Source organism: Acinetobacter sp. ANC_7682 (assembly GCF_056779795.1).
Window position 1 is genome coordinate 38,841 of sequence record NZ_JBWYIQ010000018.1, and the last position, 25,552, is coordinate 64,392.

At 37.4% G+C, this 25,552-nt stretch carries 23 protein-coding genes, 1 tRNA gene and 3 pseudogenes; 12 read left to right on the forward strand and 15 right to left on the reverse strand.

All coding sequences use genetic code 11. The annotated features are described in order from the left end of the window. Positions 1–9: 9 nt before the first annotated feature. Together chrA and AC1M9D_RS08665 are read right to left on the reverse strand one after the other, a co-directional pair. Positions 10–1,215 carry a chromate efflux transporter gene (gene chrA / locus AC1M9D_RS08660; protein ID WP_481611953.1) on the reverse strand — a complete coding sequence of 402 codons (1,206 nt, stop codon included), beginning with the start codon at positions 1,213–1,215 and terminating at the stop codon, positions 10–12. A gap of 124 nt (positions 1,216–1,339) precedes the next feature. Continuing rightward, complete coding sequence (locus AC1M9D_RS08665; RefSeq protein WP_092766022.1) at positions 1,340–2,203, reverse strand: pirin family protein; 864 nt, start codon at positions 2,201–2,203, stop codon at positions 1,340–1,342. 96 nt (positions 2,204–2,299) lie between these two features. Between AC1M9D_RS08665 and AC1M9D_RS08670 the strand changes: the two genes are divergently transcribed. Then, positions 2,300–3,229: a LysR substrate-binding domain-containing protein gene (locus tag AC1M9D_RS08670; protein ID WP_481611956.1), complete on the forward strand. Its 930-nt coding sequence runs from the start codon at positions 2,300–2,302 to the stop codon at positions 3,227–3,229. A 128-nt stretch (positions 3,230–3,357) separates the two neighbouring features. On the opposite strand, the gene AC1M9D_RS08675 is transcribed toward AC1M9D_RS08670, so the two are convergent. From AC1M9D_RS08675 to map, 5 genes are all read right to left on the reverse strand, one after another. Further along, the gene (locus AC1M9D_RS08675) at positions 3,358–4,572 is read right to left on the reverse strand and encodes an MFS transporter (RefSeq protein ID WP_481588481.1); all 1,215 of its coding nucleotides are present in this window, start codon (positions 4,570–4,572) and stop codon (positions 3,358–3,360) included. A 140-nt stretch (positions 4,573–4,712) separates the two neighbouring features. Continuing rightward, positions 4,713–5,831, reverse strand: a complete 1,119-nt coding sequence (locus AC1M9D_RS08680; RefSeq protein WP_481589745.1) for an OmpW/AlkL family protein — start codon at positions 5,829–5,831, stop codon at positions 4,713–4,715. Between the two features lie 163 nt (positions 5,832–5,994). Beyond that, on the reverse strand, positions 5,995–7,065 hold the full coding sequence (locus tag AC1M9D_RS08685; RefSeq protein ID WP_481593125.1) for an OmpW/AlkL family protein: 1,071 nt from the start codon (positions 7,063–7,065) through the stop codon (positions 5,995–5,997). Positions 7,066–7,298: 233 nt separating this feature from the next. Beyond that, complete coding sequence (locus AC1M9D_RS08690) at positions 7,299–8,387, reverse strand: OmpW/AlkL family protein (protein ID WP_081403241.1); 1,089 nt, start codon at positions 8,385–8,387, stop codon at positions 7,299–7,301. 263 nt (positions 8,388–8,650) lie between these two features. After that, entirely contained in the window at positions 8,651–9,475 is an 825-nt protein-coding gene (gene map / locus AC1M9D_RS08695; protein ID WP_035265682.1) for a type I methionyl aminopeptidase, read from the reverse strand. Positions 9,476–9,684: 209 nt separating this feature from the next. On the opposite strand from map, the gene rpsB reads away from it, so the two are divergent. From rpsB to AC1M9D_RS08725, 6 genes and pseudogenes are all read left to right on the forward strand, one after another. Further along, on the forward strand, positions 9,685–10,437 hold the full coding sequence (gene rpsB, locus AC1M9D_RS08700) for a 30S ribosomal protein S2 (RefSeq protein ID WP_035265684.1): 753 nt from the start codon (positions 9,685–9,687) through the stop codon (positions 10,435–10,437). 140 nt (positions 10,438–10,577) lie between these two features. Then, a complete protein-coding gene (gene tsf, locus AC1M9D_RS08705; RefSeq protein ID WP_035265686.1) occupies positions 10,578–11,453 on the forward strand; it encodes a translation elongation factor Ts in 876 nt (291 codons plus the stop codon). Between the two features lie 113 nt (positions 11,454–11,566). Further along, positions 11,567–12,079 (forward strand): DUF3465 domain-containing protein, encoded by a 513-nt coding sequence (locus AC1M9D_RS08710; RefSeq protein WP_481589746.1) that lies wholly within the window; start codon positions 11,567–11,569, stop codon positions 12,077–12,079. A 104-nt stretch (positions 12,080–12,183) separates the two neighbouring features. After that, positions 12,184–12,996, forward strand: a pseudogene (locus tag AC1M9D_RS08715) (AraC family ligand binding domain-containing protein). A gap of 93 nt (positions 12,997–13,089) precedes the next feature. Then, a pseudogene (locus AC1M9D_RS08720) lies at positions 13,090–13,766 on the forward strand (AzlC family ABC transporter permease). A gap of 2 nt (positions 13,767–13,768) precedes the next feature. Beyond that, positions 13,769–14,086 (forward strand): AzlD domain-containing protein, encoded by a 318-nt coding sequence (locus AC1M9D_RS08725; protein ID WP_481611954.1) that lies wholly within the window; start codon positions 13,769–13,771, stop codon positions 14,084–14,086. A gap of 49 nt (positions 14,087–14,135) precedes the next feature. Here AC1M9D_RS08725 and AC1M9D_RS08730 read toward each other — a convergent pair whose 3' ends face one another. The 7 genes from AC1M9D_RS08730 to AC1M9D_RS08760 all read right to left on the reverse strand — a co-directional run bounded on the left by AC1M9D_RS08730 (position 14,136) and on the right by AC1M9D_RS08760 (position 20,100). Beyond that, positions 14,136–14,579 (reverse strand): Mpo1 family 2-hydroxy fatty acid dioxygenase, encoded by a 444-nt coding sequence (locus AC1M9D_RS08730; protein ID WP_481586624.1) that lies wholly within the window; start codon positions 14,577–14,579, stop codon positions 14,136–14,138. 172 nt (positions 14,580–14,751) lie between these two features. Continuing rightward, positions 14,752–15,363 (reverse strand): septal ring lytic transglycosylase RlpA family protein, encoded by a 612-nt coding sequence (locus AC1M9D_RS08735; RefSeq protein ID WP_218947276.1) that lies wholly within the window; start codon positions 15,361–15,363, stop codon positions 14,752–14,754. 283 nt (positions 15,364–15,646) lie between these two features. Then, positions 15,647–16,588: a lytic murein transglycosylase B gene (mltB, locus tag AC1M9D_RS08740; protein ID WP_416224309.1), complete on the reverse strand. Its 942-nt coding sequence runs from the start codon at positions 16,586–16,588 to the stop codon at positions 15,647–15,649. A 309-nt stretch (positions 16,589–16,897) separates the two neighbouring features. Next, complete coding sequence (locus AC1M9D_RS08745; protein WP_092766031.1) at positions 16,898–17,551, reverse strand: hypothetical protein; 654 nt, start codon at positions 17,549–17,551, stop codon at positions 16,898–16,900. Positions 17,552–17,576: 25 nt separating this feature from the next. Beyond that, positions 17,577–18,395 (reverse strand): NADPH-dependent 7-cyano-7-deazaguanine reductase QueF, encoded by an 819-nt coding sequence (queF, locus tag AC1M9D_RS08750; RefSeq protein WP_481611955.1) that lies wholly within the window; start codon positions 18,393–18,395, stop codon positions 17,577–17,579. After that, entirely contained in the window at positions 18,395–19,168 is a 774-nt protein-coding gene (locus AC1M9D_RS08755; RefSeq protein ID WP_092766033.1) for an ABC transporter permease, read from the reverse strand. The genes queF and AC1M9D_RS08755 overlap by 1 nt, the downstream gene beginning before the upstream one ends. Next, the gene (locus AC1M9D_RS08760) at positions 19,165–20,100 is read right to left on the reverse strand and encodes an ABC transporter ATP-binding protein (RefSeq protein ID WP_180027530.1); all 936 of its coding nucleotides are present in this window, start codon (positions 20,098–20,100) and stop codon (positions 19,165–19,167) included. Before AC1M9D_RS08760 ends, AC1M9D_RS08755 begins: the two co-directional genes overlap by 4 nt. Positions 20,101–20,287: 187 nt before the next feature. Here AC1M9D_RS08760 and AC1M9D_RS08765 point away from each other — a divergent pair. After that, positions 20,288–20,363 (forward strand) — tRNA-Arg (locus AC1M9D_RS08765). A gap of 163 nt (positions 20,364–20,526) precedes the next feature. Next, positions 20,527–21,759: a tyrosine-type recombinase/integrase gene (locus AC1M9D_RS08770; protein ID WP_092766035.1), complete on the forward strand. Its 1,233-nt coding sequence runs from the start codon at positions 20,527–20,529 to the stop codon at positions 21,757–21,759. Positions 21,760–21,876: 117 nt separating this feature from the next. Here AC1M9D_RS08770 and AC1M9D_RS08775 read toward each other — a convergent pair. Continuing rightward, positions 21,877–22,662: pseudogene (locus tag AC1M9D_RS08775) on the reverse strand (tyrosine-type recombinase/integrase); the annotation flags it as partial. A gap of 353 nt (positions 22,663–23,015) precedes the next feature. Here AC1M9D_RS08775 and AC1M9D_RS08780 point away from each other — a divergent pair. The 3 genes from AC1M9D_RS08780 (at position 23,016) to AC1M9D_RS08790 (ending at position 25,412) form a co-directional block, all read left to right on the forward strand. Then, positions 23,016–23,600 (forward strand): hypothetical protein, encoded by a 585-nt coding sequence (locus AC1M9D_RS08780; RefSeq protein WP_143047385.1) that lies wholly within the window; start codon positions 23,016–23,018, stop codon positions 23,598–23,600. After that, positions 23,600–24,724: a hypothetical protein gene (locus AC1M9D_RS08785; protein ID WP_481610693.1), complete on the forward strand. Its 1,125-nt coding sequence runs from the start codon at positions 23,600–23,602 to the stop codon at positions 24,722–24,724. Before AC1M9D_RS08780 ends, AC1M9D_RS08785 begins: the two co-directional genes overlap by 1 nt. 289 nt (positions 24,725–25,013) lie before the next feature. Then, positions 25,014–25,412, forward strand: coding sequence for a hypothetical protein (locus AC1M9D_RS08790; protein WP_092766036.1), 399 nt, complete (start codon positions 25,014–25,016; stop codon positions 25,410–25,412). Positions 25,413–25,552 lie beyond the last annotated feature (140 nt).

A 25,552-nucleotide genomic window follows, 5' to 3' on the forward strand; every position in this document is an offset into this window, starting at 1 on the left:
GTTTGATCTTTAAATTACAAAATACAATAAAGCTCCATAGCTAACAAAGCTCGCTACTAAAGAGATGATGACAGGAATTTTTGATCTCAGTAAAAGAATGACAATGCCGATAAAAATAAAATCATAAATTGAATGTAGATGTTTTTCAGCCATTTGAGCAATTAAACAGAGTAGTAATCCGATGACCGCTGCATTAATAGCAGCGACAGCTGCTGCAATCTTTTTGTTTTTGACCCATTTTGACCAGTAAGGGAGCGTGCCGAAAATAAGCAGAAATGAGGGCAGGAAAATTATACTGGTTGCAATTGCAGCGTTAAGTAAAGGCGATGCGGTAAATCCTAAATATGTGCCAACGTATCCTGCAAAGCTAAATAAAGGGCCTGGAATAACTTGAGCAAATGCATAGCCTAAGTCAAATTGTTCCGCAGTGATGTGTTGAGTAAGCACAAAATCTTCATACATGAGTGGCAGGATGATATGACCGCCCCCAAAAACCATTGAAGCAGTGTGATAAAAGCTTTCTAGATTTCTAAGCAAGCTTGATGAATAGATAAATTGCAGCGCAGGAAAAATAATAAATAAAGTGACAAACAGGATGAGCCAGAGATAATGATACTTTTGATATGCCTGAGTGGTTTTGATGTGCGGTGATGGCTGAGATTTTCCTTTTTTTGTAAATGCTAAGCCAATGAATCCAGCCACTAAAATTAAGAAAATTTGACTATAGCTCCACTGCGCAAAATAAATAAAAAAAGAAGAACTCAGCATCAGGACATACTGCCAAATTTCAGTACAGAAGCTTTTAAACATTTGTAAAAAAGCCCAAATGACGACGGCTATTACAATCAAATGGATGACGTGAAAGAGTTCAAGAGGTATATCGGAAAAAAAATATTGACCAAAAATAGCAAATGAGGTCATTAGAATGAAGGCAGGTAATGTAAATCCTAACCAAGCAACAAAGCCTCCCCAATATCCTTTGGATAAATATCCTATCGATAGCCCCACTTGACTACTGGTCGGACCTGGCAACAATTGTGCTAATGCGACCAATTGTCCATATTCATGAGAGCTTAGCCATTTGAGCCGATCAACAAAAGTGCGATTAAATAATACCAAATGCGCTGCAGGACCACCAAATGAAATACATCCTAATTTAAGAAAAATAAAAAATAGTGCTGATAAGCTAACTTTAGTAAAATTATCTGATTTCAATTAGTAATCGTACGTTGTTTTTGAACTAAGTCTAATAGGCGATTATGACAAGTATTTGAAAGGAATGAAGGAGTGATGAGGGGTAAGCCTTATCTTGAAAATGATAAGGCTTGTGGATGTTAAATTAAGCAAAATTTCCATTTCTGAAATCATCAAATGCTTGCACGATTTCTTCCTGAGTATTCATGACGAAAGGACCGTGGGCAACAATGGGTTCATTCAATGGTTCACCACTTAAGCAAAGAATTTTCGCCGTACGATGAGCAAATATTTCGACCTGTGTTGATTTTGGGTCAAGATAAAGCGTTTGTATGGCTGTATAGATCTGACCATCAATCTCAACTTCTCCATCAAGGATGAAAATCAGATGATTCCAGTTTGGCATAAGATTTAATGGAAGGCGTGCTCCATGATTAAGTCTAATGTCATAAACATTCATGTTGCTAAATGTTTGAGCTGGTCCTTGATAAACAGTTGAGCCGATTTGATATTGACCAGCAATAACACGAATCTTGGTTTGCTCATCGTGAGATAAAACTTCAGGAATATTTTGCTCAGTCAATTCCTGATATCTCGGCTCAGTCATCTTGGCATGCTCTGGTAGATTTACCCAAAGTTGAACCATATCCAAAACTCCGCCAGTTTTTGCAAAAGCTTCCGAATGGTGTTCTTCATGCAGAATACCTTTACCTGCGGTCATCCATTGCACTTCGTTTGGACCAATTTTTCCATGATTGCCTTTTGAGTCACGATGCTCTAATTCGCCGTCATAGACAATCGTCACCGTTTCAAAGCCACGGTGGGGGTGTAAACCAACACCGCGTTGGTGGTGACTTGGAGAAAATCGATATTGACCTGTATAACCCATTACCAAGAATGGGCTGGTATGATTTCCTATTTCATGCATGGGTAACATGGAGTTTGTTGGAAAACCATCACCCACCCATGTGCTTCGATCGCTGGTATAGACTTTCTGAACTTGTGTCATTTGTATTCCTCTATATATCGTTCTAATCATGATATTGAGGTATATTGATGAGATTACAGGGCGATTCTCTCAACAGATAATTCCAAAAATGAAACAATTAGGCAAAATTTAAATGATTACTACTATTTTGTGCAAGTCGTGAAATATCAAGGGTTTACTAAGGCAAGTGAAGCTTTAGGTATTACAAAATCTAAGTTGTCTCGTCATATTTCAGATTTGGAAAACCGTTTACACGTAAGATTATTGCAACGAAATACACGAAAGTTTGCCGTAACCGCAGTTGGTCAAGAATTTTTTGAATATTGTATTAAGATTTTGGATCAAGTGGAGGCGGCAGAAAATTTTGTAGAGCAAAGTTTGTCGAGCGAGCCTTCAGGTTTAATTCGAATCTCGTGTCCAATTGGTTTGGTTGAGTTTCCGTTGGGTAATATGATTGCTAAATTCATGCAACATTACCCACGTGTTCAAGTTCATCTGGTCGCAACAAATCGTAAAATTGATCTCATAGAAGAGGGGATTGATTTGGCTGTGAGGGTGAGAAATTTACCACTTGAAGATAGCGACTTGATTGTACGAGAGCTTGATGCTTGGCAACATGTGTTAGTGGCAACGCCTGAATTAATTCAACAGATTCATGAGCCTATCCATTTGGATAACCTTGAACAACTTCCGAGTATAGGTTTTCATGTCCCAAAATCGATTTGGAGATTTCAATCCAAATTTGACACAGTTAATCAGTTTCAAGAAGTAGAATTCTTTCCAAGACTCAAAACTGATAATTTTGCCGCCATGAAATCTGCAGTGTTGAACAGTGTTGGAATAGCATCATTACCTAGAGTGTTTGTATATGAAGAGCTTAATCAAGGCACTCTTGTAGAATTAGTCCCTGAATGGGAGTTGCCACGTGGCGTTATTCATGTTGCCTATACATCACGACAAGGCATGATGCCTGCCGTGAGATGTTTATTAGATTATTTAATTGAGGAGTTTAAAAAACTGAGCTGTCAAAACCATGAAATTATATAAATTAATGTGCGCAAAAAGCTTGGTTAAAATATGAAAATAAATCAGGAGTGTTCATCCACAAAGCAATTGATAGACTAAGCAGAAGGATGACTCCGATGAATATGCTGATGTTGAGCAAATTGAAGCGATTAGTCATTGACGACATTCTCCTCATTAACAAATAAATGAATGAATACACCGAAGATACTGAGCGCAATACACATCATCCAAATAATATTGTAATTGCCTGTCATATCATGATTTAAGCCACCCAACCATCCTCCAAAAAATGAACCGACTTGGTGAGTAAAAAATACAATTCCACTTAGCATGGTGAGATACTTAACTCCAAACATATTCGCAACAATACCATTGGTAAGGGGAACGGTTGATAACCATAACAACCCCATAATGATGGCAAAACTATAAATCGTAAAGATCGAGAGTGGCAATGCGAGGAATAAAATGATGGCAATGCCACGTAGTCCATATAACCACATGAGCAATTTAGGTTTGGAATATTTATCACCCAGCCAACCAGCTGTGTAAGTTCCAACAATATTAAATAGCCCAACCAAGGCTAAAAACATAGTACCAGTGGTGGTGCTGAAACCATGGTCAGTTAAATAACCCGGCAAATGAATGCCCAAAAACACGACTTGAAATCCACAAACTAAAAATCCTAATGCTAACCAGATAAAAGGTTTGTGGTTTTTAGCAACAATGAGTATTTGTTTAAAACTTAAAGAAGGTTTAGCAATCGCATCAACTGCTTGAGGCGCTTGATACATTGGAGCTTTTAGCATCCAAGCCAAGGGTACAATTAATGCAATTAAAATCGCTGTGATGAGTAGCGCCGATGACCAACCAAAATTTTGTAAGAGTAAAAGTGTGGTTGGCAACATAATAAATTGCCCAAAAGAGCCTGCTGCGCTGGCAATACCCATAGCCATACTACGTCGACTTGGGTGCGCTGCACGTCCGACAGCAGAGAGCAAAACAGAAAATGAAGTAGCTGATAAAGCCAAACCAATGATTAGACCTAGACTAAGATTGATGAGAAGCCCTGTTGAGCTAAATGCCATCATCACAAGTCCAATCGCATATAAAGCGCCGCCTACGGCAACGACTTTTTTACTCCCATATTTATCTGCTAGCGCTCCCGTAAAGGGTTGAACAGCACCCCATAATAAATTTTGAAAGGCAATTGCTAAACTGAAAACTTGATGATTCCAATTAAACTCATGACTCATTGGAACTAAATACAAGCCAAATCCATGTCTGACACCTAAGGAGAGTGCCAAAATAAAAGCACTCCCAATGAGCATAAAGATGAGGGGTTTTGAAAATTTGGTTTCTGACATGGTCAATCCGCTTAGCATTTTTTGTAATTTTAAAAGATCAGTAGCATCATGACGACAGAATAAAAATTTATCAATCAATAAAATTTAGTTATTAGAATGAATAAAGCGGCACTTGGCCGCTTTATGAAGACTGATGGAAATTAGAATCGATAACCAATACCGGCATATCCCAGAATCGGATTAATTTCGATATCTGATTTTGCATTGATTAATTCACCAAGTTTAGCATCGTTTACTGTAATTGTTGTTTCACCTTTAAGATGCGCATAGGAAATTGACCCGACTGCAAACCAACGATCGTTGAAATCATAAGTAAAACCGGCAGTAGCTACAGGGGCGAAAGCATCTTTAGCTTCGAGTTTAACTTTAGGATTCGCAGTACTTTCAATGCCATCAAGTGCTTTCCCAGCTTCACCTAATTTGATGTTCGCAATTTTATGACCTGCAGCGACTAGATCAGCTTCAAGGTTGGAGTTCATTTCCAATTCATTGAAGTATGCATACATCAAACCAAGCCCTACATAAGGTCTAAATTTATTTACGCCTGTTTTACCAAAATGGTATTGGAATTCGAATGCTGGCGTCCATGCACGAGCTTCTGCTACTTTACCATGACCTGATAAATCAGTAATAAAGATGTCATCTTTTAAAGGTAAATCGTTTAGGATTGCTCCAATCCCTGTCGGGGTGGCGATGCCTGAAAGTGGAGCATAAATTTGTCCTTTCCCCTGAATATCGACTTTAGGTGGAATTCCAGCTTTCACTTCAAATGAAATATTGTCGGTGAAAAAATAGTTGGTCATGATTCCAAGTGTTGTGACATCATCTGCTTCCAGGCCAGTTCCTTGAGCTTGCCAATTATCAAGACCATTAATTGTGGCTTCACCAGAAGTATTGGCTCTCAGATAGGTTTTTTCATCTTTCTCATAACTAATCAAATTTGCTGCATCTAAGGCTACAGCAGCTTTCAAGAGGCTTTTCTTAGCCTCTGCATCACTGGCACTGTCATCAATTGCATTCAGTACAGAGTCAACTTGCACATCCCCAACCTTCGTTTTTTCACCCTTAGCTACAGCAGTGTTAATATTAATCGGCTGAGCTTTACCCTGAGGCATTACATGTAATGCACCCACTGAAACCGAAAAACGTTTAAAGCCATCGCCATCTTTTAAACTAAAATAAGGTGAATCTGCATAACTGAAGACTGGAAAACTTAACGCACTGATGGATGCAACTAAGTAAGCTAGTTTTTTTTTCATTATGGAACTCCATGTCCAATACTGTAAATAAAAAGTGATTATTTTTGTATTTTTATTATCAAATTTATTTTCAGACACATTGTAGTAATAATTTGCCAATTATGTTTGGTTTTTGTTTGATTACAAAAAAAAGAGGCAATCGCCTCTTTTCTTACTCTATGCTTTAGAAACGCATGCCAACCCCAGCATAGCCCAATATCGGGTTAATCTCGATATCAGCTTTTGAGTTGATTAACTCTTGTCCAGTATTTTCATTGACGACTGTGATCTTCGTTTCATTCTGCAAGTGGGCGTAACTAATAGATGCTACTGCATACCATGTATCATTAAAGTCGTAGGTGAATCCAACTGTAGCTATAGGTGCAAAAACATCAGTTGCTTCTAAATTAACTTTCATTTTTCCATTGGTATCTTTCTTATCGAGTGCTGCACCAGCATTTTGATTAATAATATTTTGGATCATATGCCCAGCGGCGACTAAATCTTTTTCAATACTTGGATCCATTTTTAGCTCATTAAAATAAGCGTACATTAATCCAACGCCAACGTAAGGGCGGAATTTATTAATTCCGGTTTCACCAAAACGATATTGTAATTCAAAAGCAGGGGTCCATGCTCTAGCTTCAGCAGCTTTTGAAGATTGTTCTAGATTAGTAATATGAATATTATTTTTGAGGTCTAAGTTCCCCGCAATTCCACCTAAGGGTGCTGCAGTAGCTGAGAAGGGGGCTTTAATATTTCCAATACCTTTGATATCCACTTTAGGTGGAATTCCACCTTTTATTTCCACAGACAAATTATCTGTAAAGTGATAACTGCTCATGATGCCAACTGTTGTAACTTTATCAGCCTCCAAGCCCGTATTCGGATTATCCCATTCAGCTAATCCATTAATATAGGATTTTCCACTAATAGCCCCTGAGACATTGCCTTGAAAAGCAGAAATTAATTTAACAATACCTTCTACTAAATAATTTGGTTTACGATCTGGGTCAAGGTTATCGATTACCGTGGAAGCATTAATATCCCCAACTTTTGATTCATAATTGTCATTTATGACTGTTTTGACATTAAAAGGTTGGGCCTTACCTTGCGGCATTACATGTAATGCACCCACTGAAATTGAAAAACGCTTAAACCCCTCATCAGAAAGGCTGAAATATCCTGACTCCGCATAACTCAGAGTAGATAAGAATGAACTTGCGAATAATGTAGGAACTAAAAACTTCTTCATTGTTTGAAGGACTCCATGTCCAATTTTTAGTTCATTTTATATTCATTAAATCATCTAAATGCAAAGCAGTTTGTTCACTTGAAATCAAATTTATTATCCTAATTTACAATTGTTAAATTATTGAAAAATATGATATAAGTTGGATTTTAAAGTGTGTGTTAATTGTCTTATTTTTTCTTTATTTGTGATAGGTTGGGCATATTGGGGTATGGCTTCAATATGCCTCAAGTGTTTTAGAAGCGATAGCCTACACCAGCATAACCAATGATAGGATTTACTTCTAAATCAACTTCCGATGAAAATAATGTTCCGAGTTTATCATCGTTGACTTCAATTGTGGTTTTACCTGTTAGATGTGCATAACTAATAGATGCAACTGCAAACCAGTTCTGATTGAAGTCGTAAGTAAACCCAAGCGTGGCTATTGGCGCAAAACTCAATTCGGACTCAAGTTTAACCTTGGGATTTGCTGTACTTTTTTTACCTTTAATTAATGCATCGCCACCGCGTCCATTTTTCATATTGGCAATCATGTGACCTGAATCAATTAGGTCTTTTTCAAGACTTGGATTCAATTCTAATTCATTGAAGTATGCGACCATAAGTCCAAGCCCAACATAGGGTCTAAATTTATTGATCCCAGTCTGTCCAAAATGGTACTGCAATTCCCACATTGGGGTCCATGCACGAGCTGTCGCAATAGAATTTCCATGACTTTCAAGATCTGTAATTGGCAGATCATTCTTAAGATAGATTGTTGGTAAAGGTATACCTAAAAGTGTTGAATTAGCTTCGGCTGTAAATGGTGCTGTAATCTTACCTTTACCTTGAATATCTACTTTTGGGGGGAATCCAGCTTTACTCTCGAATGAGATCTTATCGTTGAAATGGTAATTGATCATGATGCCAAGTGTTGTGACATCATCTGCAGTCATTCCAGAACCATCCATACTCCAACTTTCAATGCCGCTTACAGTTGAAGTTCCACTTTGACTGGCTGGATAAGTATCACTAAAAGCATCAACGATCTTCAAAAGCGCTTGCATACTTTGATTTTCTTTTTCTTTATCAGGATCTAAGTTCTCAAAAACTGTAGAAAGTGTAATATCACCATTTTTTGCAACTTCACCATTTTTTACTGCTGTACGAATTTTAGGTGCCTTGGCTTTACCTTGAGGCATAACATGTAATGGTCCGACTGAAATTGAATATCGTTTAAACCCTTCAGTTTCATCCAGATTAAAAAATGATGATTCTGCATAAATAGTTGTAGATGCAAAAACAATAGGTACGACCATGCACCAGAATGCTTTTTTCGTCATTTTGGACTCCCTGTCCGATTTTGTTGCTAGTTGTTGTTTTACATTCTTTAAGCGTTATATAAACATAAAATGAATCAGTTTGAAAAGCGTTTTTACTCATTTTTGTGATAAAAAATTTTTAAAAATCATGAATTTAAATTTTAAAAATCCAACATTTGTTAGGTTTGTTTGTTAATTTATTTCTTATTGAGTGACTTAGCAAAATAAAAAGTCAGATCAATTTAAATTGGTCTGACTTTTTTAACTTTATTAATTAACTAAAATTATTGAAATCGGGATAAATCCTCTTCAGGGCGAGCAGTTAATACCTCGACACCTGTTTTAGTGACTAAAACAGTATGTTCATATTGCGCAGATAATTTATGATCTTTCGTTACAACTGTCCATTTATCACCAAGAAGTTTAGTTTGCCATACACCAGCATTGACCATTGGTTCAATTGTAAAGGTCATACCTTCTTCTAAAACCATGCCTGAATTTGGTTGACCGTAATGAAGCACTTGAGGTTCATCATGGAAAACAGTGCCAATACCATGACCACAATATTCACGAACGACACTGAAACGCTCTGACTCAACATATTTTTGAATGGCATGACCAATATCACCGATCGTCGAACCAGGTTTTACCGTAGCAATACCACGATACATTGCTTCTTGTGCAACTTTGCATAAGCGATCTGCAAGAATAGAAGTCTCGCCACCTACAATGTACATCATGTTGGTATCACCATGAAATCCATCTTTAATCACAGTGACATCAATATTCAAGATGTCACCTTTCTTTAAGATTTTGTTTTCAGAGGGAATGCCGTGGCAAACCACATGGTTTACTGATGTGCAAATCGTATGCTGGAATGCAGGACGACCAGGCGCAGCACCATAGCCTAGGCAAGCAGGAATGGCATCTTGTTTATTCACAATATAATCATGACAAATCGTATCCAATTCTAGTGTACTCACACCAGGCTTGATATGCGGTTTGATCATATCCAAAACTTCTGCCGCTAGTCGTCCCGCCACACGCATCTTTTCGATATCTTCAGCAGATTTAATTAAACGACGTGGTGCTTCATAAGTACTGTTCATGATCTTTAAAAACTTTTGGAAATTTGTGTGTGACTATGGTATAAATAGCCGCCCAATTTATCAAATGCTTTTCGTGAATAGATTCACTTAATCGGATGATATGTTGGTTAATAAAATCCGCACATATGTCGACACATTACTCTGGGTGCCCGTAAGGGTGGAGAATGCGGACATATGGAGGCCTAACCCAAACTTTTAAGGTAAAGAAAATGGCAGATTACAACGTAAGCATGCGCGACCTTCTTCAAGCTGGTGCGCACTTCGGTCACCAAACTCGCTTCTGGAACCCAAAAATGCGTCAATACATTTTTGGTGCGCGTAACAAAATTCACATCATCAACCTTGAGCACACTGTTCCTGCGTTAAATGATGCATTGAACTTTGTTAACAACCTAGCAAGCAAAAAGAACAAAGTATTGTTCGTTGGTACTAAACGTGCTGCTTCTAACATCATCCGTGAACAAGCTCAACGTGCTGGTCAACCTTATGTAGATCACCGTTGGTTAGGTGGTATGTTGACGAACTGGAAAACTCTTCGTCAATCAATCAACCGTCTTAAAGATCTTCAAACTCAGTCTACTGACGGTACTTTCGCTAAGCTTACTAAACGTGAAGCTTTAGAGCGTACTCGTGAAATGGAAAAACTTGAACGTGCTCTTGGCGGTGTTAAGAACATGGGTGGTTTACCTGACGCATTGTTCATCATCGACGTTGACCACGAAGCGATTGCAATCAAAGAAGCTAAGAACCTTGGTATTCCAGTAATCGGTATCGTTGATACTAACTCTAACCCAGATAACGTTGATTTCGTTATTCCTGGTAACGATGATGCGATCCGCGCTGTAACTCTTTACGCTACTGCGATGGCTGATGCGATTATTGCTGGTAAAGAATACGCTCAAACTCAAGCTAATGCGCAAGCTAAAGGCGAAGAAGCTGCTAAAGAAGCTCCTGAGGCTTAATGCGATTTGATGTGGATTTGTCATTTTTGCGACACGTAATCGTGGCATCTTAAGCATCAATCAAGCAAAACGGCCCAGATGATTAATTTGGGCCGTTTTTGTTAACAGATACATATCTCGACCGAATTTAGGAGAATAACATGACTGCTATTACTGCAAGCATGGTTAAAGAGTTGCGTGATCGTACTGGTCTAGCAATGATGGAATGTAAAAAAGCGTTGACAGAAGCTGGTGGCGATATCGAGTTAGCGATCGACAACCTTCGTAAATCTGGTCAAGCAAAAGCTGCTAAAAAAGCAGGTAACATTGCTGCTGATGGCGCGATTACAATTGCTCAAGAAGGCAATAAAGCAATTCTTTTAGAAGTAAACTGTCAGACTGACTTCGTTGCTAAAGACGAAAACTTTGCTGGTTTCTCTGCGAAAGTTGCTGCTGCTGCGCTTGCTGCGAATGTAACTGATGCTGCTCAAATTGCTGAATTGAAACTTGAAGATGGTGCAACTGTAGAAGAAGCTCGTATTGCGCTTGTTCAAAAAATCGGTGAAAACATTCAAGTTCGTCGTGCTCAAATCGTTGAAGGTGAAAACCTTGCAGTTTACAAACACGGTTTAAAAATCGGTGTTGTAGTTTCATTTGCTGGTGATGCTGCTACTGGTAAAGGTATCGCAATGCACGTTGCTGCGTTCAACCCAGTTGCTGTAAATGCTGAAGGTGTTTCTGCTGAGTTAATCGCTAAAGAGAAAGAAATTGCTGAAGCAAAAGCAATTGAATCTGGTAAACCAGCGAATATCGTTGAAAAAATGGTAACTGGTTCAGTTGAAAAATACTTAAATGAAGTTGTTCTTGAGCGTCAAATGTACGTTATCGACAACGACAAGAAAGTTGCTGATGTTCTTAAGTCTACAGGTACAACTGTTGCTCAATTCGTACGTTTCGAAGTGGGTGAAGGTATTGAGAAAAAAGCTGAACTTTCTTTCGCTGAAGAAGTTGCTGCTGCTCAAGCTGCTGCAAAATAATTGAATCAATTATTTTGAAAAAGAAAAAGCCCTTTAAGGGCTTTTTCTTTTTTTTGATGAGTCTAAATGATATAAACTTTAGGATGAAATAAAAATATAACTTAGAGATCAATATGTCTCAGAAATCAAAAATGAGTATTGTTGCGTTAATTGCAGTGTTGGTCGCAGCATATTTCGGTGTCGATTTAAAACAGGATTTAAAACAGAGTAATGAGCACGCACTAAATCCTACAGATGCAAGTACTCAATATAATGATGCTAACCAACGAGAACTATCCTCTGCGGATAATGATGATGCCGCAAAAATAGCGACACTTTTTCAAAAAAAGATGAGTGATGTGCAAGTTAGGGCTTCTGGAGAAGTTGTTGCAATATTAAATGATGATAATGAAGGATCTAGACATCAGAAATTTATTTTAAAACTTAATCATGGTCAGACAGTTTTGGTAGCTCATAATATAGACTTGGCACCACGTGTTGAGAATATTCAAAAAGGGGATATCGTCGAGTTCTATGGTGAATATGAATATACCGACAAGGGTGGTGTAATTCATTGGACTCACCATGATCCTAAAAAACTGCATATTGATGGTTGGTTAAAGCATCAGGGTCGAAGTTATCAATAATTTTTATAAAAATAAATATATGAGATGAGCAATTTCATTCTAGATTTAAAATGCAGGCGTGATAGTTTTTATGCAATTTTATAGGCGTAATATCCAGAAAAAAGATGCAAGAGTCTGCTAATTATCTTCATTTCAAAGAATTGGGCGGATTGGAATTATTAAAAGCTCAATTTCAACGTAAGCAATTTTCAAAACATGCTCATGAGGGCTATTGTATTGGTGTCATTGAAGATGGGGCACAAAGTTTTTACCGCTCTGGAAAGCTTCATATCGCACCTAAAGGCGATATTATTCTGGTGAATACTGATGAAATACATACTGGTTCATCCGCTGTGGAAACTGGTTGGAAATATCGAGCAATTTACCCAACACCTGAAATGATATTAGATCTGAGTCGAGATTTTTTTACAACCAAGAATGCAGTCCCATGGTTCTCGGATGCAGTGATTCATGATTTGGGTTTGGCGAGGCAACTAGTTTTTATTCGATTTATTTGAGCAGGGCGAGGATACTTTGCTTAAAGAAAGCCTCTATTTGACGACATTGGCCAGATTGATCTATTGCTATGGGCGGGCGAAATTGAGTCCAATCAACACACCAGAAATGAGAAAAAAGTTGAACTAATAAAAGAACTTATGAGTAGTTTTCCTGAACATGACTATTCTCTACACGAGTTGTCTGCATATGTAGATACAAGCCCATAGCATTTATTACGTGAATTTAAAAAACATACGGGATTGCCTCCACATAGTTGGCTTGTTCAAAGAAGAATTCAAAAAGCTAAACAATTGCTTAAGCAGGGGGTGCGAATAACTGAGGTTGCACAACTCACTGGATTTTCTGATCAGAGTCATTTAAATCGACATTTTAAAAGTGCAATAGGTGTAACGCCTAGACAATATCTTTTGAACTATTAATTTTCCTTAAATTTGCGCCGCAATATTATTCAAGATCAATCATTACTCATCAGATGATAATAATCGATAAGTGAATCAGATTCAGATGTATTGATGAAAAAGATGAGTGATACAAAAAAGAATTTTATACATGGTGTGCTGGGTATTATGCCGTTGGCAATTGCAGTCATGCCATGGGGGTATTGGCTGGCTCTTTGGCGATACAAGCTTTTGCAATGTCATTGTTTATGTTTGCTGGTGCTGCACAATTAGTGAGCTTAGGATTGGTTTCGGGGCAGGCTTCGCTGATGACAATCTATCTGACGATATTTTTTCTGACGAGTCAGCATTTAATTTACGCGCTTAATTTTCGAAATGATGTTAGTAAATTTCCACTATTTAAACGTATTGTATTTGGCTTTCTGCTGACGGATGAATTATTTGCGGTTGGAGTAAAAAATAAATCACAACGATCATTCGCATATTTATTTGGAGCAGGACTTTGTTTTTATATTTTTTGGCTGATATTTAGTTTATTTAGGATTGTGCTTGCTCACTTCAGTCCTAATTTATCAAATTTGCATCTTGATTTCTCAGTCGTTGCACTGCTTATATTAATTATAGTGCCAATGATAAAAAATCTTACAATACTTGTTGGTGTTGTGATTACCATAATTTTTTCTTTAATTTTAGAAGCTTACCAAGTAAATGCAGCGTTAATTATTTCTGGTCTATGTGGAATGTTTGCCAGTGTGATAGTTGAAAAATGGCAAACAACAGAAGGGGATTAAAAATGAGCTGGACGCTTTTGCTGGGGTTGTCGATCATGATCTTTATTAATCGATATTTATTCTTGGAGCAAAGGGTAAATGTGCCACTTCCTAGAATTTTGAAAAAGATGTTGAAATATTCTGCGCCATGTTTGTTGACTGCAATATGTGTACCGATTGTGTTTTATGAAGCAGCAGAATTAAGGGTTATGTCGAGTAATCACTATTTATGGGCAGCAATATTTTGTGTACTGCTTGCGCTAATAAGTCAAAAAGTTATCAGTAATTTAGTTTTTACTTTACTGTTTTTCTATCTCATAAATTACTTAATTAGAGCATGAACATCGGGCTAAATTAAATTCTAATTTAACCCATGCTGTATTTGCTAATTTAAGCGCTGATTTGGCGTGATTTCCAATTGGGTAGTATCTTATCTAGGTAAGCATCCATACACCATAGAGGGCCAATCAGAAGGAATTGGAGGTCTTTAAAGAAAGATGGCTTTTTCCCTTCAATTTTGTGCCCGTAAAATTGACCTATCCAAGCCAAAACGAATAGAGCAATATAGAATCCTTTCCCGAATGGAAGAATAATAATAAGCCAAGACATGACCAATAATAACGCTGCCATTGCAACCGCGAGTACAAGATCTAATCTTGCATAAAAAATAAGTGTTAACACCAGTAAAAGGGTAGTCAGTAATGCGCTGAAATGAGCGAGTATGCCAATGATCGAGAATAGAATCGTGGGTACGCAAATCCAGTGTAATGTTTTATTGGTTGGATTTTGATGGCTATCACTATATTCATCTAACCATTCTGTAATTGTCTTCATCCTATTTCCTTCGCTGATTATTTGAATTTTATTTATTCTATAAACGACAGTATGACATAAGATGATAAATCAAGATTCTTTTTTGTATATTGGTCACATCAAAAAAAATTAAAAATAATAAAGCCACTCAATGAGTGGCTTGTCGTTAAATGCTTCGCTGAATCATGAGGACCTAAGAATTTGGACCATCCACACGTTCGATGCTGACACGCGCAGTACCAGCATTGGTAATACCAAGAGATTTCGCAGCACCGTAAGATAAATCTACAACACGATTACCGTGAAATGGGCCGCGATCATTTACTTTAACAACGACGCTTTTACCATTTGATTTATTTGTTACACGAATATAGCAATTAAGCGGTAAGCTACGATGCGCTGCAGTAAGTGCATTCATATCAAACGTCTCGCCACTTGCAGTTTTACGACCATGAAATTGACGACCGTACCAAGAAGCAACACCTGTTTGGCTAAAACGACGAACAGTGTTTGAAGCAACATTATTAAGTTTGTCAATCACTGAAGGCTCTTCAACAGGTACTTGAATTTTCGCTGCGATTGTTTCACGACGAATTTTATCACCTGAACTTTCAGTAATTGCTAAACTGTTTAAATTCGAGAAGTGTGAATTGAAACTTGTAGAGTCTTTGCTAATCACGCGTGAAGCAAGACTTGATTGGTCAACATCATTATTTAGATAAGAGGATTGAACCAACTCGGCATGAGTTTGAGTCAAAGCCAAACTAATACCTAATATTGATAACATTTTCAGCGAAGCATGCATCGTTTAACTCCTTGGAACCCTAAGTTAATTATCTAAGTTGCTGATAATTAACCTAAATGGTCTGTAAATTTACTTGTGCAACTGCATTTAACGGTAGTGGATGATATTCATCCTGATACAAAAGTGTCTAGCTTTATTTTCACTTTAGTTACAAAAACGACAAATTATCACAAAATATGGTTAAAAATTAATCAATAGTGTAACAAAATATGTAAAATGTGCAAATAGTGAACTTAATCACAAAAATATTTATTGACTTTTGTGAAAACAAGTAGATTTATATTTATCTACTCGCGATTTCAGTCCCTAAAAGCCACAGTGCAGTTGCATACATTCGACTACGGTTATAGGTCGTAATGACTTGAAAATTAGGATATGTAAGGTAATAAGCTGGTCCATAATTTTCTTGTAGTTGAATCACATTGACCATGTCTAAGTCATCTATTTTAACAATAGGATTGAGTGGGCTAATGCCTTGAACTTTTAATGCACCATATGGAGTAGGTTGTGTTAAGTCTTTGGCTATGATGGCATCCGCATTATTTCCTTGGTAGCGTGCGGCAAAAGCAATCGGTTGATCTCGTTGCCAACCATGTTGAGCAAGATAATTTGCAATAGAACCAATTGCATCTACAGCAGAGTTTCTGAGATCGATATGACCATTACCGTCATAATCCACACCAAATTTCGGAATATTGCTTGGCATAAATTGAGGATAGCCCACAGCACCAGCATAAGAGCCAACGACTGAATTAGCTGGAATGCCGTCCTTATAAGACCATGCAATCAAAGCGCTTAATTCGTCTTGAAAGTATTGTGCACGTCGTTCATATCCAAACCCTAAAGTGGCTAGTGCATCACGTGTGATGAATGAACCTTTATTTGCTCCAAAACCTGTCTCTACGCCGAGAATACCGAGAATGATGGACTGAGGAACACCGAACTGCTGTTCTGCTCGATTTAAAGTGTCGGCATACTGATTTTTAAAGCGCACACCACGTTGAATTGTACTTTCTGCTAAAAAATTCTTTTTATATTCGTACCAAGGCTTACTTTCTCCTGGTCGATTCATAATATTGATAATATTTGGTAGGTTTTTTGACCCATTCATGGCCCAGTCAACTTGCTCAGCACTCAAACCATAGGTCTGCATCGTTTTTAGTTTAAAATTTTGATATTGAGGATGTTGAGCGAAGTCATTGGCTTGAACAAAACTTGTGATCATAAACGCACTGAGTGCTAAACCAATACCTTGTAATTTAACATTAAAATTTTCAAATAACATAACAGCAGAAGATCCAATTATTATCGGTGGTAGACGCAAAGGTATAAGTGTTGATAAGGATTAAAAGTTCAACATCATTTGATTAATCGCAATGTTTATTAAGATAACATTAGGTCGTGATGGATTCACAAAAACCTACATAAAAAGTGTAAAAATGGATGAATTATGTCTTTTATTTATTCAATATTGATGAACTATTTTTAAAACATAAAAAAACCTAGCAGAAGCTAGGTTTTTGATTAGTCTGATTTATTCTTGAATAAATAGCGTGTCATGATATTCAGCTGTAGCTAACAATTCTTCTTTAGTAAAGTTAGGAATGAGCTTATCGATCGCAATATGAACCGCTTTGATGACCGCTGAAGAAGCGATATCAGACGCCTTACGTTTAATCATACCCAAATCTAGGGTCTTATTAAAATCATTCATAAAGTGACGAACTGCAGCTTCACCGAATTGTTTGTATTGTTCAGACAGAACTGCACGATTGACATCATTGCCTGCACGTACTTCTGCAAAGCTATTTTTTAAGTTTGTCACTAAATCAGCGGGTAATGGAGCACCGACACGATAATTACCCTCTGGATCTTTGAATAAACTCTTTTCAGAGAATTCAATCGATTGTCTCACGACGTCATTTGGTGCTTTACCCAATAACTGTTTAAGTAGTACCGATACTGTTGATTTAATATAACCAGCAAGTTTTTCAGCTGTTTCTCGTTTGTCACTTGCAGGGAAACGACGTACAAGTTCAACTAAAATTGCATCGATAATTTCATCATTAATAGCGAGTGCAGTTTGATCACGCAAAGGGTAAAGTGGTTCGTTTGAATTTTTTTTCTCAATTCCAGTTTGAATATTCTTTAACAAAGATTCAGATGGAATAAAACCAAAATATGACATCGTATAACCTCAACTATTCTTCAATTTATTGTCGCGCCAATCGAATTGGGCTTGGCATCCATGCAAAGTCCGATACACGACAAGGGTTAATGTCTAAACCACCACGGCGTGTATAAGTCGCATATACCATCAACTTTTCAGGATTAAAGTTTTCCCAAATATCTGCGTAGATTTGTTCAACGCATTGTTCGTGAAAGCCATTATGCTGACGATAGGAGATAATATAAGCTAAAATTGAACGATAACAAGGTTTTTTGCCACGATATCTTAAAAAAACTGTGCCCCAATCAGGCTGTCCTGTGACTGGGCAGTTACTTCTTAATAAATGCGAATATAATTGAATTTCAACGATTTCTTCGGAAGACGCTGCATCGAGTTTGAGTAAGCTCGCATCAGGGTGGTTTTCAAGACGTTCAGGCTCATAATGGTCGATGCATATTCCTTCAGGCTGGGCAATATTCAACTGATCAACATCGAATAATTCAAGTCTGACTTCTGCATTGGCTGCTTTAGAAAGATCACGCTCGACTGTCTCAATAAACTGATTTTGAGATTCAAATTTAGCAAAATTCAGACTATTGAAATATAGTTTAAGAGATTTGGACTCGATGAGATAAGGTGATGAAGCAGGAAGATGCATTCGACCAATTGCAACTTGAGGAATCCCTAACAGATTCAACCAAGAAATTTCAAAAATATGCCACCAATCAATTCCTTGTTGAATACCATCTACATGTGCGTACTTCGCTCGTGCTTCTGCGCGAGCAATTGGAAATAGCACCTCAGGTTGATATTCAGTTGGATAGTTGGTGTCTTTGCCTAAAAGAGATTGTTCAACGCTCATTATTCACGCATTCCTGAACCACGGGAGAGTAAGTGATAAGCGACCGCATATAGCACGGCGCAACACGCTGTGATTACTAATAAAGAAATAGATACATTTACATCGCTATGACCAAGGATCCCATAACGGAATGCATTGACCATATATACGACAGGGTTAATTAAAGATAAATTTTGCCAAAATGGGCTTAATGCAGAAATTGCATAGAACACCCCACCTAAATAGGTCAACGGTGTTAAAACAAAAGTGGGAATAATCGAAATATCATCAAATGACTTTGCATAGACCGCATTAATAAATCCACCTAATGCAAACAGTAGTGACGTAATCAGGACGGTATAAATTGTGACGAACCAGTTGGTAATATATAAGTCAGTAAAAAATAAACTCATCGCAGTCACAATGATAGCAACCAATAAGCCTCGAGCAACACCACCAAGCACATAACCCCAAAGTACGGCATGTAATGGCACAGGACTCATGATCAGTTCTTCAATACTTTTTTGAAATTTAGAACTAAAAAAGCTTGATGAAACGTTGGCATAACTATTAGTAATGACAGCCATCATAATTAGACCAGGTACTATGAACTGCATGTAGGTAAAGCCACCCATTTCCCCAATTCTTGAACCAACTAGATTTCCAAAAATCACAAAATACAGTGACATGGTAATTGCTGGTGGTAACAATGTTTGTGGCCAAATGCGCATAAATCTACGAATTTCCTTATGGATAATCGTATATAAAGCTACAGCGAGTTGGTTAAAATTCATTGCGCAGCTCCATCAAGATTCTTTTCGACCATTTTGACGAATAACTCTTCTAAACGATTTGATTTATTACGCATACTTCGAACTTGAATGTTCTGTGATTCTAGAAGTTGGAAAAGATCATTCATGCTATGTGCTTTATCAAGCGTAATTTCTAAGGTCACTGGATCAACCAAATTAAATTTCACACCAATAATGTCAAGTTGTATCGGTTCTATAGGTTCAGCCAAATCAAAAATGAAAGATTCTTCATTTAATTGATTTAAGAAGTTCTTCATGGTGGTGTCTTCTTTAATAACGCCACGATCAATAATTGCAATTTTGCGACACAGTACTTCTGCTTCTTCTAAATAATGTGTTGTGAGAATGATAGATGTACCTTTCTGATTCATTTCTGTTAAGAAGTCCCACATCGAGCGACGTAGTTCAATATCAACACCAGCAGTCGGTTCATCGAGAATTAACAGTTTCGGGTCATGCATCATTGCTCGGGCAATCATAAGGCGGCGTTTCATTCCCCCAGATAGCATACGTGCTTGAGTAGAACGTTTTTCCCATAAACCTAATTTGGTCAGATACTCCTCTGCACGAGTTTCAGCAACTTTTTTTGGAATGCCGTAATAACCTGCTTGTGTGACTAAAATATCGAAAGTCTTTTCAAATTGCGCAAAGTTAAACTCTTGAGGGACTACACCCAAGCATTGTTTAGCTTGTGAAGGATGTGTATCGAGGTTATGACCAAAAATTTCGACAGTTCCTGCAGTTTTTTTTGTAAGAGAGCTGATGATGCCAATAGTGGTTGATTTACCTGCACCATTAGGGCCTAGAAGTGCATAAAATTCACCTTCTGGAACATCTAAATTAATTCCTTTTAATGCTTGAAAACCATTTCGATAGGTCTTCGACAAATCCCTTAAGGTCAATGCATCAGTCATGAATATCTCGAATGGTGAAAAGTTGAGATATTGTGAGTGATCTTGAAAAATAAACCAAGCTTTGTAATCAGAATTCTCTGTTTTGATGTTGAAACGCTGTATAAAGCATGAGCACTAAAAATTGGAAAGATATATAGTTGCTTTACCTTAGAGTTTTTTTTGTTATGATGTGCGCACTTCCTAAAATGCGCTCATAGCTCAACTGGATAGAGTACAGGTCTCCGAAGCCTGTGGCGTGGGTTCGAGTCCCGCTGAGCGCACCATTTCACTGTTTTACCTCATCCGAATAAATACGAAAATCATTAAAAATAAACAACTTATGTTTTTATCTTGTCTGATACAGTCCGAGCATGTTTTAGGTTATTTAAGTTTTTTGCGGTAATTTTTGCGGTAATTTCAAAATTATTGCAAAGGCTTACCGTAAAAATGCCAAAAATAATTGTAAATCTGACAGATACACAGATTCGTTCAGCTGTAAATGCACATAAAAAGTTATCAACCAATGTTCAAATCAAACTAGCCGATGGTAAAGGATTGTTTTTTATCATTGATAAGAATGGTAACTCATATTGGAGGTGGGACTATGCTCGCCCAATCACTAAAAAACGTAATAGCATTTCTTTTGGAACATACCCAGAGGTATCGTTGCTAAATGCACGAGCAAAAAGAACTGAATGTCGAGAATTACTCGCCCAAAATATAGATCCAGCGGTTGTGAAGAAAAATGAAGAAGAAGCTAAATTAGGCCAAAATACTTTCGGTTTAATCGCAGATGAATATAGAAAGACAGAGGAGTTAGAGCCTAGTACTCAACGACGGAATCAATTTGTTTGGGGTAAGTTGTATTCTGCAATTGGGGATTATCCAATAGATAGTATTACTCCATCACAAATTTTAGAAGTTTGTCGTATTTACGAAAAGCAGGGTAAGACAGATTCAGCAAAGCGCATGAGAAGCAAAGCATCCCAAGTCTTCCGTTATGCGATTGCTTTAGGCTTGTGTCAATTTAACGTGGCAGATCAAATTAGTGGGATCTTAAAAGTTGGTAAAACCAAGCATAGATCAGCGATCACAGATGAGCAAAAGCTAGGACAGTTATTGAGGAATATTAATAATAGTGTTGGCCGTGGTGATATCGCGATAGATTATGCCGTGAAAATATTACCTCATGTTTTTGTGCGTCCAGGAGAATTAAGAGGAGCGAAGTGGGCAGACATTGATTTTGAAAATCGAGTTTGGAAATACACCCCTTCAAAGACAAAGAATCAAACGGCATTACAGCATATTGTTCCTTTGTCAGATCAAGTTATGACCTTGTTCAAAGAATTGCACCAGATAACAGGTTATACGGAGTATTGCTTTGTGTCGATGCGAGATCAGTCTAAAACGATTAGCGAGTCAACTATTAACAAACGATTAAAGCAATATGGTTTTGAAAATGGTGAAACGACAGGTCATGGCTTTAGAGCGACTGCCAGAACTCTATTAGATGAAGTATTAAAGTTTCCTATCGAACGGATTGAACAGCAACTTGCTCATCAGGTTCGTGATATGCATGGAAGAGCATACAACCGTACAAAATACTTAGAAGAACGTACGGTTATGATGCAAGCATGGTCTGATTATTTAGATAAGTTAATGTATAAGACTGTGGACTGATCAGTAAGCTTAAATGTAGCAAGCGAATTCAGTTTCCGCCATCTCCGCCAAATATTCAAATAAGCCCCTGTTTTTACAGGGGCTTATTTTTTGTCTATGTGCTTACCCCTCAATATGCTCCACATCAAAATGTAGATTTTTGCCTCGACGTATTTCAATGCTTCTAAGCCATGTATATGTTGCCACTTTGATAGCATTTCTTGTACTAGTAGAGCCACCGTATGTATTGAGCTTAGACATAAGTTCTCTTTTTTCAGATTCAGTCAAGGGTCTGGCATGAGTTACTTCTGGCTGCTTTATGTAGCTTCTAAGGATGTAGGTAGGGTCAATAGAAATACGTTTTGTGATAATGGCATATTCCATGACTTCACCTATTATTTGCCTAACAAAAATTCCCTTAACTTCCCCTGTACCTCTTCCTGATTTTTTGATTCTTGCCATAGTGCTATCAAGAACATTTTTAATATCAATCGAGTCGATCTCATGAATAGGTTTATTACCGATAAGAGGATAAACATCCTTCTCAAAATAACTGCTGCGGCGTTGTTCCCATTCCTTTGATTGTTGAGTTTTTCGAGAATTCATAAATTCGTTGGCGACTAAAAGGAATGTACCATTATTTGCTTTGATTGCTTCAAGGCGTTCTTTTTTCTGGTGGCTTATTGGGTCTACTCCTTTAGCGAGTTGTTATCGATATTCCATTGTTTTCAAGCGAGCGTATGCTAAAGTAATTTCGGGATATTGACCGATTGTGAGCATTTTGGCTTTAGTAAGAAATCGGTAGCGATAACGCCAGAATTTGCTACCAGACGGGCGGATTTCTATACAGAGTCCTGAGTGATCAGCCACGCGGTATAATTCTTCACGTGGCTTTAAGCTTTTGATTTTAAGATCGTTTAGCATGTGATGTGAGTAACGGTATTTTAGAAAGTGCTTACTCACAATCTTACTCACAAAAATTGGTAATTGCATGTATCACATTGTTATGGAAAGTTAGAATAAAAATATATTTAAATCAATTGGATAGGTTGTAATGTAATTTGTATTTAGTGAAGGTTAGATTATTAATTGGCATGATGTAAGGCATTACATCTCGTCTAAATTAAAAAAGTCCGTATCCAATGCCAGTCAGTTTAATTGACTGGCATTTATATTTGATTAGAAAAAATGCAGTGATATCTCCATTTGGTGATGTAGAATCTTAAATACAGATGATAAATTGAATTTTTTCTAAATTTAGATGATCGGGGAGTTATATGAGATATCTTTCAAGGGTTTTAGTTGTATTGGTGGGGATTGCTTTAACAGCCTGTCAAGCAACATTAGGTGTTCATGAGCGGAAAGCTCCTACAATATCGCAATCACTTAATTTGAATATTACTAAAGAACAGCCTTTAGAAATCTATTTTCAAAAATTATCCAGTCACAGTTATGTAAATGCTGACATTAGAGCATGGGAAGCCACACAATTATTTTCTTCAGTCAAACGTACAAACTTAGATCAGCCATCTACTCATGGATACTTTTTAAGAGTGGCTTGTCAACAAGATCGTTGGAGTGAGGATTCTGGATTTCTTACAGGTTTTTTATGGTTAATCACCGCAGGAACATTCCCTGCAAATGATGAAACTTCGGAAGAAAGCTGTAAGCTCACGATGTATGAAAATGGGATGCAGATTGCATCAACAACTGCTTATTTGGATTATCGAATCGTGAGCAATGGTTGGCTCGTTATACCGTATCTTTTTGCAAGTAAAAGTATGAATGAAACCCATGCGCAGACCTCAGCTAATATCCGGGTCCGTAAAGTAATGTCTGTTTTAACGCAGGGAGCTCCATAATGTCTCGTCATTTGATGATAATGATCATATTTATGGGACTTGTGGGATGTACAAGTAATACATCTCCGCCTCCCATTCCTCAATTTACTTTACAAAATAAGCAAAAAGATGTAGATGGCTATTATAAATACGCAACGTATTGGTTTAGGGGGCAACTCAAAGATGGTATTCCCCATGGTAAAGGAAGCTGTCGTACGCTCTATTTAACAGAATTGGGTAAATCTGAATGGATCAATAGTTCTTGTGAATTTAAAGCTGGTCAACGTGTAGATGACTGGCATAAGCAACGTCTAGAGCGCAGCTTAGCGTTGACGAATGCAGAGCGACAAAATGAGTTACGTGTAGAAAGTGAAAGAAAAGCACGTGAAATACAACAGCGACGCGAAGCAGCGGCTGAAAGACAAGCAAATCAACAGATGTGGGCAAATGCTACACTTCATGGTTTAAATACTTTGAATAGTACAATGCAACAAGCTGAAAATGACCGTATTCGTTTTAATGCTCGTATCTCTAAGACGATAAGTAATGCTCAGCAACAACGACAGCATATGGAGCAAGTAAATCAAACAAGGAGTACTTCGTCTAATGCATTTTCTTCACAAAAAAGTAGCAGTATTGATAAATCAAAAGAAGGTGTGAAAAAAGATGAACAAGAGCTTTTGAAGAAACAAGAACAACAGCGCAAACAAGAGGCTGAACAGAAACAGCAGGCTTTAGTCAAAAAACAGGAGGAAGAAAAACGCCAAAAAGAGCTTGAGCGTAAAAAACAGGAAGACTTAAGATTAGCCGCAGAAGCTCAGAAAAAACAGCAGGCGGAAAATTATAATCGTGCTATTCGAGCAGGAACACGAGTTGGGGCAATCAGTTGTCACGGTGGAAAAAGTACACGTATTGTAGGAGTACTTGGCAAAGCACAACGCCCTAAACATGTCTATAATGCTTGTAGGTTACAGGAAGTACGCTATCGTTGTCCTTCCGAGTCAAATTGGCGACATACCTCTAGGTCTGATTGGTTATTGAACAATGCCTGTATCGGCGTAGGGGATGATGTGACTGTCAATGTCAGTTGTCCAGCTGAGCAATTGATTGTTCAGGCAACACGCTTTAGTTGTGATGTAAAATAATTATACTAATTTTCACCTAAACCAGAATATCTACAAATGATAAATCATGGTTTTAATTTTGTTTTAAATGACATTTTATGTCAGATTCTTCCTCTCTCATCAGCCACCTTATTATTATCTAGATAGTATGGTGGCTTTATTTATTGGATTTTTATTTTAAACACTCTTAGAGTTGTGTTGTATATTCCACATTTTTTTGACTTTCCACCAAATATCCTACATTCTCTAAAATAACAAAAAGTAATAATCTTATTGAAAAGATAAGAGATTTAATTTTTATGGTGGGGATATGGTAGAACAGGAAAGTAAACTGATCGGTATGATCTATGATGCCGCATTGGATGAAACACGATGGTCGGATGTGTTAGCGGAGCTTGTGGTGTATACGGAAAGCAAGACAGCGATTTTTGTATCTCTTGATCAACTTAATCCTGAGTATGATTTTGTTTATAGCCATCAAATTCCAGAAGTGGGTTTAGCCGCTTATCAGGATGAGCGTGTCAAAGTGATTGATATGCGACTGCATACACCATTATGGCAAGAAGTCGGGGTGGGTGGAGTTATTAATATGGATTTAAGTGGCTATGCCTCGATGCCACAAAGTTCAGATGAGTTTATTTTCTATGATAAATGTTTAAAACCTACTGAGGTTTACTATATTACAGCAGTTTTATTTGATCTTTATTAATACTTTATTAGACAGATATAGAAATGAGTATGCTCTTCATAGAATGATCTGGCTTTGTTGCACAAACCTATCTGTAAAGGGTTTTTCAGCGATATAATTTTCAAATGAAGAAGCCTACACACAAAATCTACCGCACAACC

Coding starts and splice junctions, on each gene's coding strand:
- AC1M9D_RS08665 (WP_092766022.1), bottom strand. CDS start 2,203: ATGACACAAGTTCAGAAAGTCTATACCAGCGATCGAAGCACATGGGTG.
- AC1M9D_RS08675 (WP_481588481.1), bottom strand. CDS start 4,572: ATGTCAGAAACCAAATTTTCAAAACCCCTCATCTTTATGCTCATTGGG.
- AC1M9D_RS08680 (WP_481589745.1), bottom strand. CDS start 5,831: ATGAAAAAAAAACTAGCTTACTTAGTTGCATCCATCAGTGCGTTAAGT.
- AC1M9D_RS08685 (WP_481593125.1), bottom strand. CDS start 7,065: ATGAAGAAGTTTTTAGTTCCTACATTATTCGCAAGTTCATTCTTATCT.
- AC1M9D_RS08690 (WP_081403241.1), bottom strand. CDS start 8,387: ATGACGAAAAAAGCATTCTGGTGCATGGTCGTACCTATTGTTTTTGCA.
- map (WP_035265682.1), bottom strand. CDS start 9,475: ATGAACAGTACTTATGAAGCACCACGTCGTTTAATTAAATCTGCTGAA.
- rpsB (WP_035265684.1), top strand. CDS start 9,685: ATGGCAGATTACAACGTAAGCATGCGCGACCTTCTTCAAGCTGGTGCG.
- tsf (WP_035265686.1), top strand. CDS start 10,578: ATGACTGCTATTACTGCAAGCATGGTTAAAGAGTTGCGTGATCGTACT.
- AC1M9D_RS08710 (WP_481589746.1), top strand. CDS start 11,567: ATGTCTCAGAAATCAAAAATGAGTATTGTTGCGTTAATTGCAGTGTTG.
- AC1M9D_RS08725 (WP_481611954.1), top strand. CDS start 13,769: ATGAGCTGGACGCTTTTGCTGGGGTTGTCGATCATGATCTTTATTAAT.
- AC1M9D_RS08730 (WP_481586624.1), bottom strand. CDS start 14,579: ATGAAGACAATTACAGAATGGTTAGATGAATATAGTGATAGCCATCAA.
- AC1M9D_RS08735 (WP_218947276.1), bottom strand. CDS start 15,363: ATGCATGCTTCGCTGAAAATGTTATCAATATTAGGTATTAGTTTGGCT.
- mltB (WP_416224309.1), bottom strand. CDS start 16,588: ATGATCACAAGTTTTGTTCAAGCCAATGACTTCGCTCAACATCCTCAA.
- AC1M9D_RS08745 (WP_092766031.1), bottom strand. CDS start 17,551: ATGTCATATTTTGGTTTTATTCCATCTGAATCTTTGTTAAAGAATATT.
- queF (WP_481611955.1), bottom strand. CDS start 18,395: ATGAGCGTTGAACAATCTCTTTTAGGCAAAGACACCAACTATCCAACT.
- AC1M9D_RS08755 (WP_092766033.1), bottom strand. CDS start 19,168: ATGAATTTTAACCAACTCGCTGTAGCTTTATATACGATTATCCATAAG.
- AC1M9D_RS08760 (WP_180027530.1), bottom strand. CDS start 20,100: ATGACTGATGCATTGACCTTAAGGGATTTGTCGAAGACCTATCGAAAT.
- AC1M9D_RS08770 (WP_092766035.1), top strand. CDS start 20,527: ATGCCAAAAATAATTGTAAATCTGACAGATACACAGATTCGTTCAGCT.
- AC1M9D_RS08780 (WP_143047385.1), top strand. CDS start 23,016: ATGAGATATCTTTCAAGGGTTTTAGTTGTATTGGTGGGGATTGCTTTA.
- AC1M9D_RS08785 (WP_481610693.1), top strand. CDS start 23,600: ATGTCTCGTCATTTGATGATAATGATCATATTTATGGGACTTGTGGGA.
- AC1M9D_RS08790 (WP_092766036.1), top strand. CDS start 25,014: ATGGTAGAACAGGAAAGTAAACTGATCGGTATGATCTATGATGCCGCA.